Raw genomic sequence first — 14,115 nt, 5'->3', positions numbered from 1 at the left:
GGGGGGCGGGGGGGGGGGGGGGGGGGGGCGCCGGCGGGGGGGCGGCCGCCGGCGCGGCGCCGAGCCTGCGGCGGCGCGGCCCCGCGGGCCGGGCGCGGCCCGGGCCCGGCTGCCGTCGATAGCGGCGGCCGGGCGGCCTATTCCCGCCGTCGAATCCGGCAACGTCGGCCGTTCTGCCGCGTCGCGACACACTTTTCGCCACGACGAAAGTATCGGGCCGGATCCACCGCGATGGCGTCGGGCGATCCGGGCAGCCGGCGGCACCGAAAATTCGGAGATGCGCAACAAAACTCGACGGACACCGGGCCACTCTCCCGTTCACTGCCAATCCTCGCCGCCGGGAAACCCGCTCTCCCGTCAAAGTGGGCACACACCGTCCGATGCCCGCCGGGCGAGCTTGAGGGAATGCGCCCGGCCGGCCCGCCGACCGCACCGGCCTGACAGGTCCGCGCCCTCTCCCACCGCGACGGGCCCACCCGGCCGTGGCAGGCTGTGGACGCGCCCGGTCGACCACGCACGGTGATCTTCTGCCGGGTGCGGGGCGATCCGAATCCGGTGCGGCGCCCCGCGGGGTCGTCACCACCCGGGCGCGGGACGGTCACGGTGGCGAGAGGCACGCCCATGGTGGAAGACGGCCGGCAGCACCCCGACGACCCCGGCGACCCCCATGCCGCTCGCGCCGAGGCGGGGCAGCCGCGCTGGCTCGAACCGACCGAACCCACCCGTGCCCACTTCACCGGCTCCGCACGTCCCGGCGACGGCCGGGAGGACGATGCCGGCCCCGCGGTCCCCATCCCCCGGACGATCAGCCGCCCGCGGGGCGGACCGGCGCCCGGCGTGCCCCGGGACCCACTGCGCCTGCCCCGTCGGATCGGCCCGCCTCCCGGCGCGACCCCGCCGCTGCTCGAAGCCCCCAGCGTGCCCGTCGGCCTGCGGGAATGCGCAGGTTGCGGCGCCCCGGTGGCCCGCCCGGACGAGCATGAGGCCGCCTCGCTGGAAGGCACCTGCGGCCAGTGCGGACACCGCTACTCGTTCACCGTCAAGCTGCGACCGGGCGAGCGCGTCGGCCGGTACACCGTTCACGGCGTCATCGCCCATGGCGGCCTCGGCTGGGTCTACGCCGCCACCGACGACAATCTCGGCGGCGACGACGTGCAGGCGTGGGTGGTGCTCAAGGGCCTGCTCGACGCGGCGAACCCGGAGGCCCGGCGGATCGCGGAGGGTGAGCGCCGCATCCTCACCACGGTCTCCCACCCGGCGATCGTGAAGATCCTCGACTACGTCACCCATGCCGGCGAGGACTACATCGTCATGGAGTACGTTCCCGGGATCTCGCTGACGGCCCTGGCCGACTCCGCGCCCGCCGGGCCGGACGGGCAGCCCGGCGCGCCGCCGGCCGCCGACGTGCTGCGTTATCTGCTGCGGGTCCTGCCCGCGCTGGGGCACCTGCACCGGATGGGCCTGGTGTACTGCGACTTCAAACCGGACAACGTGATGATCACGCCGTCCGGGGTGAAGCTGATCGACCTCGGCGGAGCGCGCCGGCTCGACGACCGGGTCTCCGGCTACCTGTCGACCCCCGGCTATCGGGCGCCCGAACTCGACGACGACGGCGAACGCCCCGGCGGAATCGAGCGGACCACACCCACGGTGACGACGGACATCTTCGCCGTCGCCCGGACGCTCGCCCGCCTGGTCCTGGGACGTTTCCCCGGCTTCGTCGACGCCTACCGGCACGTGCTGCCGCCGCGCCGGGCCCATCCGCGGCTGCGGGAGTTCGAATCGCTGGACCGCCTCCTGCGCCGCGCCACCGCGACCGACCCGCTGCGACGCTTCCAGAGCACCACCGAACTCACCGACGAGCTGGTCGGGGTGCTGTACGAGATCGTCGCGAGCACGGAGGGGCCGGTGCCGCCGCTAGCGAGCCGCTGGTTCGACTCCGCCGGGCATCCCACCGGCGAGGCCGGGCCGGCGGGGCCGCCCGCACCCTGGGAGGTGCTGCCCGACCTGCGGGTGGACCCGGATGACCCGCGGGCGCCCGCGCTGTCCGCCGGGCCGGACGAGGACCCCGACGCGCTCTCGGCGCGGCTGGCGGCGATCGTGCCGATGACCTTCGAGGTCCGGCTCGCCCTCGCTCGCGCCGCGATCCGCGCCGGGCAGCTCGAGGCGGCGGCGCGGGTGCTCGACGAGGCGACAGCGGACGCCCCCCACGAATGGCGCATCGACTGGTACAGGGGGCTCGCGGCGCTGGTCGGGCGGCGCCCGGGCCTCGCCGTTGCCGCCTTCGACCGGGTGTACTCGCAGGTCCCGGGGGAGATCGCCCCGCGGTTGGCGCTCGCCGTCGCCCTCGCCGAGGTGGCGGCAGGCGCCGGTTCGGCCGCGGAGCGGGACGCGGCGCGGGAGCGAGCGGCGGAGCTGTTCGACGTCGTGTGCGTCATCGATCCCGGCGTCACGAGCGCCGCGTTCGGACTGGCCCGATGCCGGGTTGACCCAGGCGGCAGGCTCGACGCCTACCAGCGGGTGCAACGCTCCTCCTCCGCCTACACCGCCTCGCGGGTACGGATGATCGGTGTCCTCGTGGACCGACCATGCGTGCCCCGCGCCCCGGCCGCGGGCTGCGCGGCACTGCTGCGTGCGGCGGCGATCCTGGCCGATCCGCTGCTCGACCTGGGCGAACGACGGCGCGCGGAGCTACGCCGCGACATCTTCCTCGCTGCCCTGGGCATCCTCGCCGAGGGCGGCGTCCCCGCCGAGGGCCCAGCAGCGCCGGAACTGCTCGGCCGGCCGATGGTCGAACGCGAGCTGCGGTTCGCCCTGGCCGAGACCTACCGGGAGATGGCTCGGCTCACCCGGGATCGGGCCGGCCGGGTGAGCCTGGTCAACCAGGCGAACCGCGCCCGGCCCCGCACCCTGATCTGATCGCGGGCCGGGCGGCCCCCGGCGTGCTCAGGACAGCACGCTGGCGATGGGCGGACGGCCCGGCATCCGCAGGCCCGGCCGAAGCCACTCGTCGTACAGCTGCGACCAGGTGCCGTCGAGCATGATCTGGCGAAGCACCCCGTTGACGAAGGAGACGAAGCCGTCGTCCCCCGCGGCGTCGCCAGTGATCGGCATGGCGATGCCGTAGGGCTCGTCCAGCCGACCGCCGGCCGCGAAGGCCGGTCCGAATGCCTGCGGGCCCAGCACGACCGTGTAGGGGTCCTGTGCCGCCAGGCCGGCGAGCAGCACGTCGTCGCCGACGATCGCGTCGACGGCGCCGTACTGGAGGGCGACCAGGCAGTCGGCGATCCGGGTGCGGGTCACCAGCCGCGGCGCCGGCGCGGGCAGCCGGGCGAGCTTCGCGCTGGCGGTGCTGCCCGCCGAGGTGCAGACCGGCCGGCCGGCGAGGTCGGGAAGGCCGCCGATGCCCGCGTCCTGGCGGACCAGCAGCCGCAGCGTGGACTCGTAATAGGGGCTGGAGAACCGGACCTGCCGCTTGCGTTCGCAGGTGATGGTCATGGTGGCGACCAGCATGTCGACCATGTTGGAACGCAGCAGGTCCTCGCGTTCGGACGTGGTGACCGCATGGAACTGGATGTGGTCGTCGACGTCTGCCGACCCGAAGATCGCCGCGGCGACCGCGCGGGCGATCCCGACATCGAACCCCTCCAGCCGCAGGGTCCGCCAGTTCATCAGGCCCGCCGGCGGCGCGTCGGTCGCGATGCCGACCCGCAGGTACCCGCGCCCCCGGGCAATCATGGCCATCCGACTGCCGGCGGGCATCTGCCCCGGTGACGGCAGCGTTGCCAGCGGCGGTTCGCTGGCCCGCAGCGGCTGCCCGTCCTCGCGGCAGGTTCCGTCCGGGTTCGTCGTGCCGGCTCCCCCCGTCTGGGTCGCCGCGGACGACTCGGCCGGCGTCGACGCCGGCGCCGGCGAGCGCGGCAGCGGCCCGGCCTCGATCGGCAGCGGACTGCGGGCGGTGCTGCAACCCGCACCCGTCACCAGGAGCGCGACACCGCAGGCGAGCGCAGCGGCGACCGGTCGCGGCCGGGGCCGACGGGCCGGCCGTGGCAGTCGGATCCCGATGCGGCCGCCGGGGGCGATCTGTCGCCGGCCACGGCGGGTCACAGGTACTCCCTCAACCGCGGCCACATCCCGGCCGCCGCGGCGACGATCGCGGCGAGCAGCAGAACCGGGCCCGCCAACCGCAGGCCGCGCATCGTGTCGGCCGCCTGGTCGACGTCCGACTCGAACCGGCCGCGCGCGCTGTCGATCGCCACATCCAGCGTGCTGAGAAAACGGGTGAACGCGGCGGTCCCGGGTCCGAGCGTGCGGGTCACCGCCAGGCCGAACGCGTCGGACGAGCGCGGATCTCCCCCGGCCGAGCCGGCATCACCCGGACCGTGGGCGGCGGCCACCACCGAGTCCGGCGAGGTTGCCAGCAGCCGGACCACCGAGTCCCGCACCCGCAGCCACGTCTGCAGGTCCGCCTCGAGGTCGGGCGGCGGGGCCGCCCCACCCGGGCTGTCGAGCGCGACGACGAGGGAACCACGCCGGGTGACCGCCTCGGGTTCCAGCCGCCGCCCGTTGGGCTCGAACCCCAGGCCGCGGGCCACCCAGGCGAAGTGCTCGTCGAAGCGGACCCCGTTACCGAGCGCGGCGAGCGAGAGGTTCTCGTCGACCCGGGCTTCGAGCGCCAGGGTCTTCGAGCGCGCGAGCAGGGTCATCGGCCGGTAGCCGGCGTCGCGACCGGTGTCCAGCCGAGTCTGCTGCGTACCGAAGGCCACCGCCGTCCAGATCGTCGCGGTCAGCACCGCGCCCGTCGCGATCACCAGGCCCGGGTTGATCAACCTGTTGGTTCGGCGGACCAGCAGGAACTGCACACCGAGCAGCGAGCCGAGTGCCAACGCCGCCGTGACCACCACCGCCCACTCCCCCCGCGCCCCGGTCGCCCGCTGGTAGGCGAGGTCGACGGCATCGGCGTAGCGGGCAACCAGCACCTCGGTGGCAGGCAGGATCTCGGCGCGCATCATGGTCGACGCCGCGCGAAGGTTCGCCTCCCCTACCGAAAGACCGGCCCGGTCGTTGGCCCGCGCCCGCTCGACCATGCCGTTGTAGACGGGGATGGCCTCGGTCAGCAGTTCCAGCGGACAGGGTCCGGCAGCCGGAGCCGGCCCGCCCCCGCTGGCGACGTCGTCGGTCGGCGGTACGGCACCCGTGGGGGCCGCGGCGTCGCGGCCAGCTGCCGGCGCCGCGTCCGCGGGCGCACGGTCCGACCACGGCGGTTCCATCCCGCCGGCCTGACCGGATCCGTCCGGCGGCGCCCCGCGTTCCATCGGATCATCGCCGTCACCCGCCGCGGAGCCCGGGTCATCGTCGTCAGTGGCCTCGTCCCCGGGCATCGACACCGCTGGTGTGATCCTGGAGTCGGCCCCGGACGGGCACAGCGCGGGATCGAGCCGACGCAGGTCGAGGACATCCCGGGCGGACTCGGCGACGCTGGCCTCGAACGAGGCACCGGTCTTGATGTCGTCGTAGCGCCGTCGCAACTGCGCCGCCGGCTCGCCGCGGTCCACCAGGAGCTCGACCGAGGCGAACACCTCACCGGCGGCGGCGGCGTCAGCCTGGGACAGCGCGGATCGCAACTCCTGCGCGGTGGCGAGGGCCTGCCCCTGGCGGGTCACCAGATCGTCCGTCGCGTCGAGACGGTGGGCGACCACACTGCGCAGGGTCAGTCCGAAGAGTCCGAGCGTCACCACCAGAACCGCGAGCAGACCGACCAAGGTCACCATCGCGTCGCAGCGGGCGACAATCGCCTGCGCCACCCACGCCAGGCGGGCAATCCCGCGTGGGTGCGGGCGACCCGGGCGCTCCGTTCCCGCCGACCGCGTCCAACGGCGGCGCGGACCGCCGTGCGGATCCGCCCCACCGGACCGTCGCCGCAGACGCGGCCGGCGCGGGACCTCTGGCTCCCCGCTCGGCGGCGACACTACGGCAGTCACGCTCACGGAGCGTACGCATGTACTCGTGATCCTGTTAGGTCGTGCAGGATATCGCCTGGTGTGGCCGACCTCGGGTCCTCACCGGGCCTGCGCCGTGCCGCGGCCGGCGTCGAAGGCATGGTCCCCACGGACGCTCCATACTGGTGAGAACCCCCGTCGCGCGGCGAACCCCCACAGGTGGCAGGTACCCGCCGGCTGTCCGGGCCAGCGGGCCGGACGCCCTCAGGAGACTGCGAGGTTCAGCGTGTCGACGAGCCCGCCCGAGTCCGGCCACGACGCGACAGCGTCACCCGGCGGGCCCGTCGCACCGCCGGCGGGCATCACCGACGCTCGCCTCGCCCGCCAGATCGCCTTCCTGGTCGAGATCGACGGGCTCAAGTCCGTGCTGCGGCAGAGCCATCTGATCGATCTGTCCCGCCGGGAGAACGACGCGGAGCACTCCTGGCATCTCGCCATGCTGGCTGTCGTGCTCGGCGAGTACGCGGCCGCGGAGGTCGACCAGGCCCGCGTCATCCGGATGCTGCTCATCCACGACCTGGTCGAGGTCTATGCCGGCGACACCTTCCTGTACGACGTGCGCGCCGTCGCCGACCAGGAGGAACGTGAGCGTGCCGCCGCCGATCGGCTCTTCCCGCAGCTACCGGCGGACCAGGCGGTCCCGCTGCGGGCGATGTGGGACGAGTTCGAGGCGCGCCGCACGCCCGACGCCCGCTTCGCGCGGGCGCTGGACCGAGTCCAGCCACTGCTGCTGAACTTCTACACCCGCGGCCGGAGCTGGCGTGCGCACGGGGTGACCAAGGCCGACGTGCTGGCCCATCAGGAGGTCATCGCGAGTGGATCGCGCGCCCTCTGGGAATACCTTCGCGTCATGATCGACGAGGCAGTCCGCCGGGGATACCTTCTGCCCTGAATCGGCACGCCGACCTGGCCCGCTCAGGCGATCGGCGACGTGTGCGGGGTCAACGCCCGCTGTGTCGGCGCGGTGTCCGCGGACCGAAGCATCTCCAGGAACAGCAGTGTCCGGGCCGCCACGCAGCGCCGGCCCGGACCGGTCAGCAGATCATGTCCGCCGGGAAGTACCTCGAGGTCGGCCTGCCGGGCGGTCCGGGTGGTCATCCGGACCAGTGGCAGCGGGCTCACCTCGTCGTCAGCACCGTGCATCAGCAGGATCGGCAGGTCGGGCAGGATCCGCGGGGAGGGATCCTCCAGGGGCAGCCCCGCCACCGGCACGTGCAACAACGGTATGCCGAGGAGGACCAGCCCGTCGGGCCGGACGGCGGGCGAGCCGGTCATCGCGACCGCGGCGAGCGCGCCGGTGTCGGACCCCAGGAGTACGAACGGCACACCCGGGACTCGGGTCTCCACGATGGCGGGGATCCGGCTGGCTCCGCCGGTGATGGTGATGAGGCGGTGGCCGTCCAGCGCGAGACGCTCCCCGAGCGCCGCGAAGGCCGCCAGATCCTCGCCACGGCCCGGCAGGGCGGCGACGACGGACCTGACCTCCGGCTCGCCGGCGCGGCCTGGCAGGGTCGTCGCTGACCTGGCGGAGCTGCTCGCGGCGGGCGCCCACAGGTCACCGGCCGCCAGGCGACCCGCGGTCAGGGCGGGCGCGTCCGGGGCGGACCGGGGGCGCGGCGCCACGGGAGTGAGGTCGGCTGGGCGGCGACGGGACGACCCGATACCGGCGGGCAGCTCGGCGGCGCTTCGAGTCTGGTGGCTGCGTGCGGCCGGTACCTGGGGTTCGCGTCGTGCGGACCCGTCCGCCGCGGTCGGCCCGGGCGGCGTCGGGTGCGCGGCGTGGGTGGTGGCCCCGGTCTCGGGGACGGCTCGGAACGGCGGACGGCTCGGCGACTTCATCGGCGCCTGGCACTCCTTCGCGAGAAATCGGTCGCCACGGCCTGGGGCCGGACGTGCCGCGGGCGCGGCAGTGTGAGGGGCATACAGGAGATCTTCGCGCCGGTCGCCACCAGAACACCGGGTCCCTCGCGGACCGATGCCCGGCTGTCCGGCGCGGACAAGCACATGAGGATTCTCGTTCGGCCGCACCGCGGTCGTACGGGTGGTCGCCAGGCCAGGGTGCCGCGTAGCTGAGAGCTACCGGTCACCGCGGTCCGGTCGCGTGGACCGCCTATGGCCGACGTGGCTCCCGACCATCCAGGAGAAGGGGAAGCAAGTGGCGACATGCAATCCCGGCGTCGGCCTGGAACAGCCGTGGCGGCCGGCGCGGCGCGGCGGCCGCGGACATGTTGTCGTGAATCAGTGACAGTGTCGCGTGGAACAGGGTGGCGGCGTGAGGGCCTCACACGGCCGTCGAACGGACTGATGCACGTCCACAGACATGTCTACCACACTGAGTAGCTCGACGCCATTCGTCAAGGCGACGCAGATATGCCATATCTCACAGCAACGCGCGCGCGGGGGCATGGCAAGGACGTCCGTCGCCGGAGGCCCCGGCCATGCCCGCACGCATGCCTCAGCGAGTGCCGAGGCGCCACGTCGCGCGACCGACTGGATCAGCCGAACGTCAGGCCCGGCTGGTCGAGCAGGGACAGCGTGCTCAGAGAGCCGCCGCGCCCTTGGCCTTCGTGTAACGCGCAGCCACGTCAGCCCAGTTGACGATGTTCCACAGGGCGGCCGCGTAGTCGACCTTGACGTTCTTGTACTGCAGGTACCAGGCGTGCTCCCAGGCATCGAACACGAGCAGCGGCGTGTTGCCGACACCCACGTTGCTCTGGTGGTCGTACACCTGCTCGACGAGCAGCCGCTGCGCGGTGGCGTCGTAGGCCAGCACGCCCCAGCCAGAACCCTGCACCGTCGTGGTCGCGGCGTTCAGCTGCGCCTTGAAGGCGTCGAAGGACCCGAAGTCAGCGGCGATCGCCTCACCGAGCGTGCCGTCCGGCTTGTCACCGCCGTCCGGAGACAGGTTCTCCCAGTAGATCGAGTGGAGAATGTGCCCGGAGAGGTTGAACGCGAGCGTCTTCTCCAGACCAACGATCGCCCCGAAGTCGCCCTTGTCCCGGGCCTCGGCGATCTTTTCCAGCGTGTCGTTGGCACCCTTGACGTAGGTCGCGTGGTGCTTGTCATGGTGCAGTTCGACTATCTGCCCGATGATGGACGGTTCCAGCGCGCCATAGTCGTACTTCAGGTCCGGCAGCGTGTACGTCGCCACTAGAGCACGATCCTTTCGTTTCCAAGGGATTCGTCCGGGGGCACCCGAGTGGGGACTCCCGGCAGTTCAGGTGGGCGGTTCGGCGACGTCCACGGCCACCTGGCGAGACGGCGACAGCGGGACAGACCGGGCGATGATCAGCCGCTCCTCCCCTACCAGCCGCCGCGACGGCACCCTGCGGACGTCGATGTCAGGTGTTGCGATCCCCCCGCCTGAACCCTATCGCCAGGAGGATCGGTCCTGCATAGCGAGACCGGACACCATCATCCGGGATGGAACCGCGCCGCCGCCGCCAGCACACCCAGTAACGAAAGCGTAGCGGGTGGGGAATTTCGGCTCCGCGTGCGAACGTGCCCCGGGCAAAGCCGGCCAACCACCGGACCGCCGGCATTACCTGGCCAGGCGCCGTTCCCGCCGCCCGGCCAGGTCCGGGTCCATCGAGTGCCCTCCTGGGGTTCGCCGCGGACCAGGATGTCCGACCACTTCGCGCTCACCCCGAAACGGCTGCGCCGGACGGAAGGGCAGACCGCGACAGCCGGACACCGATGGTTTGACGAGCCCAGGAGCGACGCGCCGACCAGACACCGAACAGGCCATCGGCCGGGCCCGGGCGTGATACCCGGGACTGGCCGCTGCGCGCCGGATGAGTCAGTCGTCCTCGTGAATCTGCTGGCTCAGATAGTGGGCCGCACCCAACTGCGAGATCAGTTCGAGCTGCGCGTCGAGCCAGTCGATGTGCTCCTCCTCCGACACGAGGATGTCCTCCAGCAACACCGCCGAGCCCACATCGCCGCGCTCCCGGCCCAGCACGATGCCCCGACGCAGCAGGTCGACCGCGTCCACCTCGCCAGTGCGGTCGATCTCAAGCTGCTCGGGAACCGTCTCACCGATACGCAGCGTGTGCAGCCGCTGCAGATTCGGAAGTCCACCGAGATAGAGGATCCGCTCGATCAGCTTATCTGCGTGCTTCATCTCGTCGATCGACTCGTGATAATAGTGCTCGGCGATCCGCCGGTAGCCCCAGTTCCGCTGCATCCGGCTATGCAGGAAGTACTGGTTGATCGTCGTCAACTCGTTCGTCAGAACACTGTTAAGCACTTCTATGATTTCCGCGTCACCACGGGTCGCCATCAGTTCAACACCCTTCCGCCGACCGTCTCCGACCGGACCTCCCCACGGGCGTGGGGGGGCTCGGTCCCCATAGCACCGGGCCGTCTGCCCGCTGCCGGAACCCGAACGATCTGCGGCGACGTCGCCACAGAGCAGTCGGAGCGGTCGGACACACGAACCTCTCGGCATCAGCAAATCACACAGATAGGGAATTCGCAGGGAGCCGGGGACGCCCGCACCACCCCGTCTTCCGCGACACCAATACAGGTAAGGCTGCCCGAACTTAGAGGAGCCTACCCGGAGGTGGCACACACGAACGGACGATCCGCCTCAATCGGGGCGTGCAGACCGCCTTGCCGGGAATAGCCGGGGGCCTCGCCGCCCACGGTTGAATACCACTCTTCGGCGGGCCCCAGCCAGGCGGGAGCCGCACCGAAACCGAGATGGAAATCATCAACCTGGCAGGCGGACCGGAGCGAGGCGCCACAGCCGGTCAGCATCGCGACGTACATCTTTGCGTGCAGTGTGTAGTTGCCGCAATCTCGTCCGCCATGTCCGACGACGCGAGAACGATCGCCGAGATCGACCGTGACGCCGCGTTCACACGGCCCGCGACACGGACAGAGCGCGGCACGGACTGACATGGTCGAACATGACCCACCCTCGCGGCCCCGACAGGCTCACCCTCCCATGTTCGACTACTCTACGTGATGTTCTCGTGACGGAAGATGGAAGCGGGAGGCGCGGGCGCCGCGAGGCTGAGTCCGCCCGCCGTCGCGACCACCAGCCCGGAGAGGTCGGGGAGGTGCGACGTCCGTGTCGACGGGTCAGCGCCCCACCGCAACCTTGCTCCTGGTCTGCGCGGTGAGCGGCGCATTGGGGCTCACCGCGCTGCGCCGCTCACTGGGCTATCCCGACGTCCTCACCGCGTCGACGGCCGGCACGCTCGCCGCCGTGCGGGACCACGGGCTCTCGATCGGCGCCGCGCTCGCCCTGGCCGGCATCGCCGACGGTCTGCTTGTGCCGATAACGGTGGGGCTTGTCCGTCTCCTGCCGCGGGGGCCGCACCGCCCGCTGCTGATGGTGCTGGCGACTGCGGCCGCCGCCGCCCAGCTCACGGGTGTGCTGTTCTGGTTGGTATCGGTACCGGCGCTGGCCCGCCGAGCCGCGATTCCAGCCGAGGCGGATCATGCCCTGGCCACCTTCGACACGGCCCGGACGCTGTTCGGGGTCATGGCGGGCGAGGTCCTGGCCTGCCTGTTGACGGCGAGCTGGACGTTTGTCCTGCTGGCCCAGGCGGCACGTTCAGGTCTGCTCCGTGGCGTGCCCGGTCGGGCGGTGTCGACCCGTCTCGCCGCCCTCGCGCTCGCCGGGTGGGGGGGGCTCGCTGCGGGCGGGATGTTGGGCGGAACGCTCCTGCCCTTCGGGGTCGACACGGCGATCACCGTCAGAGTGATCGGTCAGCTGGTCTGGTACGTGTGGCTGGTCGGTCTCGCCGTGGTGGCGTGGCATCTTGTCGATGCGGGCACGATCCCGCCGGCCGGGAACGGCACCAGCCTGGCCGCGCCTGTCCCAGCCGCTCCGCCGGTCGAGGCCGCCGATCCCGGGCGGCGCCGGCACCACACCGCCGACAGCGGCAGCCGGGCCGTGGGGTCTGCGCAGGCAGCGGACCCACCGACGGGGCAGGCCGCCGCGCCTCTCGGATCCCGTGTCGCCGGCACGCCGCGGCCCAGGCCGGCGCACGACGCACCCACCGTCGGCTTCCGGCCCGGGCTGGACGATGCCTTCTTCGAGGCCGCCACCGAGATCGGCTGGGCGAGCCGGCCCAGCGCCGGCGTGGGTGGGAGCCTGCGCGCCCACTCCCAACCGGCAGGGGGGTTCCTCGGCGACGACAACCCGACGGAACCCGTGTTCGACGCCTCCGACCCGCCACTCCGTACCGAGCCTGGCGGTGCGCCACCGTCCGGTCTCGAACCGGCCGGCGGTGCGGGGATCGATTCAGGTCATCCGGCAACCGCAGCAGATCTCGGGGAGGTGGCGGGATCCACCCACCCCCGCGAGCCGGACGACGGGTCAGGCGCCAGCCGGCCGCGAACGCGTCGGCGGCGCGCCCAGCCCAGATCGCGATCAGGTCGACCTCGGCGGGCCAGGGACGACTGAGTGCCCGAGCGACCCGGCGCACACCGCCGGACGGGCCGGCACGCGGCGTCGCCCAGGCCCGTCACCTGCGGAAATCCCGGGCCTGCCGGGTCAGATCAGGCCCATCCCGGCCAGCACTGTCCGGGTGTGCGCACCGGACGGGGCGGCTCGCGGTATGGGCGCGGCTGCGTCGTCCGACCACGGCGCCTGTGGCGGCAGTACCTGCTGGTCGCGGCCAGCATGGTGCACCGTCCAGCCGGCTGGCTCAGACCCGGTGACCCGCCACGGAAGCGCCTGGTCGCGCCGATCGCCATCGTCGACGCCAGATCGGGTGGCCACCCAGGCGGCGACGTCCCGCATGGGAATGTCGAGGAGGTGGCCGCCCCCGGACAGAAGCGAGGCGGCCCCCGCGACCGCGGCGAACAGACCTGTCAACGGGTCAGCGATCGCGTCGGCGCAGAAGACCGGGGTCCTACCGTGAGCACCCCGCTCCCAGGCCACGAGGCCGCCGGCGACGGCGGCGTCGTCGCCGAAAGCGACCGGATCCGGCGCCTGGTCCACTGCGCCACAGACCCGGCCATACCCGGTGATACTGATCCAGACCTTGCCGGGCTGGGCCGCGACGAGCCCCTGCGCGTCGAGACCGAGTTGGGCGAGGGCGCGCGGACGCGACGACTCGATGACGATATCTGCCCGTTCCACCAGGTGCCGCAGCTGCGCCCGGCCCGTCGGCGCGCCGAAGTCGAGCGCAACGCTCTCGTGCCCCGCGTGCAGCCAGTCGTAGAAGGCCGGGTCGCCGCCGCGCGCGCCATCGGGGCGCGTGGTGCTCTCCACCTTGACCACGCGTAGTCCGACCCGCCCCAGCAGGTGCGCGCACAACGGTCCGGCCCACATGGCGGACAGGTCGAGAACGAGCGGGCGGCGATCAGTGGCATCCCGCGCCCCCGAGGGGCGGCGCGGCGCGGGGCCGTCCGCGGGTCGGGCGTCCACCACCGGCAACGAACGGAACGGCACGGTCCGGCGATCCGTGCGGAGTACGGACGCCGGTATGGCCAACAACCGCGCAATCTGGATCACGTCCGAGGCCGCAACGGTGGAAACCGTGCCGGCCAGCGCGGTCCACGCCTGGCTGGCAGGGCTCCGGTGGGCCACGGCCGGTCCGGTCCGGGCGCCGAGGGCCCCGACAAGTGCATCGACGGCGCCCACGTCGTGCGGGCGGGCGAGATTCACCGCGATCCACTCGTCCGCGGCCGGTAGCAGGCGGCAGCTCCCGTTCGCGGAGAACTCCCCCCCACGGCGCAGCCCCAGCACGGCGGCGCGACCGCCGAGCAGGCGAGCAACATCAAGATCAACCCGGCAACCGAGCCGTGCGGACAGCGACGCGAACAGCCGGGCCGCTGCCCGCGCGCGATCGAGGACTGGTCCGTCCGGCACCAGGGGTGCCCGATCCGGCGTCCCGGTCAGCCACATCAGTCCGCTGGCCGCCCAGCTCAGCGCGTGTGCGCCGGCCGGCGCACCACCCGGGCCCGCCGCCGCGGGGACGCTCGCCCGCTCCGTGCCACCGTCGAGGCCCTGCGCGACGAGCACTCCACGCAGTTCGTCGAGCGCCAGCCGCGTCGACTGTTCGGTGAGCTCCGCGGGATCGGACGACCTCGTGAGCACCGCGGGCATCGCATCGCCGGCCGGCGGTGCTCCTGGTGTCGGCACGACAGCTCC

General features: G+C 72.7%; 9 protein-coding genes. 3 read left to right on the top strand and 6 right to left on the bottom strand.

The features are described from left to right. Positions 1-621: 621 nt before the first annotated feature. Entirely contained in the window at positions 622-2,919 is a 2,298-nt protein-coding gene (locus tag MXD60_RS14920; RefSeq protein WP_248819665.1) for a serine/threonine-protein kinase, read from the top strand. A 27-nt stretch (positions 2,920-2,946) separates the two neighbouring features. On the opposite strand, the gene MXD60_RS14915 is transcribed toward MXD60_RS14920, so the two are convergent. Next, entirely contained in the window at positions 2,947-3,981 is a 1,035-nt protein-coding gene (locus tag MXD60_RS14915; RefSeq protein WP_248819664.1) for a glutamate ABC transporter substrate-binding protein, read from the bottom strand. Positions 3,982-4,103: 122 nt separating this feature from the next. Beyond that, the gene (locus MXD60_RS14910; RefSeq protein WP_248819663.1) at positions 4,104-5,804 is read right to left on the bottom strand and encodes a GlnX family signal transduction membrane protein; all 1,701 of its coding nucleotides are present in this window, start codon (positions 5,802-5,804) and stop codon (positions 4,104-4,106) included. 421 nt (positions 5,805-6,225) lie between these two features. Here MXD60_RS14910 and MXD60_RS14905 point away from each other — a divergent pair, with 421 nt between their 5' ends. Beyond that, complete coding sequence (locus MXD60_RS14905; RefSeq protein ID WP_248819662.1) at positions 6,226-6,891, top strand: HD domain-containing protein; 666 nt, start codon at positions 6,226-6,228, stop codon at positions 6,889-6,891. Positions 6,892-6,914: 23 nt separating this feature from the next. Here MXD60_RS14905 and MXD60_RS14900 read toward each other — a convergent pair whose 3' ends face one another. From MXD60_RS14900 to bfr, 3 genes are all read right to left on the bottom strand, one after another. Then, entirely contained in the window at positions 6,915-7,838 is a 924-nt protein-coding gene (locus MXD60_RS14900; RefSeq protein ID WP_248819661.1) for an alpha/beta hydrolase, read from the bottom strand. A gap of 700 nt (positions 7,839-8,538) precedes the next feature. Continuing rightward, on the bottom strand, positions 8,539-9,150 hold the full coding sequence (locus MXD60_RS14895; RefSeq protein WP_248819660.1) for a superoxide dismutase: 612 nt from the start codon (positions 9,148-9,150) through the stop codon (positions 8,539-8,541). Between the two features lie 648 nt (positions 9,151-9,798). After that, complete coding sequence (gene bfr / locus MXD60_RS14890) at positions 9,799-10,281, bottom strand: bacterioferritin (protein ID WP_248819659.1); 483 nt, start codon at positions 10,279-10,281, stop codon at positions 9,799-9,801. Between the two features lie 843 nt (positions 10,282-11,124). Here bfr and MXD60_RS14885 point away from each other — a divergent pair. After that, positions 11,125-12,420: a hypothetical protein gene (locus tag MXD60_RS14885; RefSeq protein WP_248819658.1), complete on the top strand. Its 1,296-nt coding sequence runs from the start codon at positions 11,125-11,127 to the stop codon at positions 12,418-12,420. Positions 12,421-12,510: 90 nt separating this feature from the next. Here MXD60_RS14885 and MXD60_RS14880 read toward each other — a convergent pair whose 3' ends face one another. After that, positions 12,511-14,061: a CoA transferase gene (locus MXD60_RS14880; protein ID WP_248819657.1), complete on the bottom strand. Its 1,551-nt coding sequence runs from the start codon at positions 14,059-14,061 to the stop codon at positions 12,511-12,513. Between the last annotated feature and the right edge of the window lie 54 nt (positions 14,062-14,115).

The sequence above is a fragment of the Frankia sp. AgB32 genome, assembly GCF_023243045.1.
GTDB lineage: Bacteria > Actinomycetota > Actinomycetes > Frankiales > Frankiaceae > Frankia.
The sequence above is the reverse complement of the archived record's forward strand: the minus strand, read 5'-3'. Positions and strand labels throughout refer to the sequence as shown.

Bases quoted from the DNA above. Each gene is read 5' to 3' on its own strand.
- MXD60_RS14920 (WP_248819665.1), top strand. From the start codon at position 622: ATGGTGGAAGACGGCCGGCAGCACCCCGACGACCCCGGCGACCCCCAT.
- bfr (WP_248819659.1), bottom strand. From the start codon at position 10,281: ATGGCGACCCGTGGTGACGCGGAAATCATAGAAGTGCTTAACAGTGTT.
- MXD60_RS14900 (WP_248819661.1), bottom strand. From the start codon at position 7,838: ATGAAGTCGCCGAGCCGTCCGCCGTTCCGAGCCGTCCCCGAGACCGGG.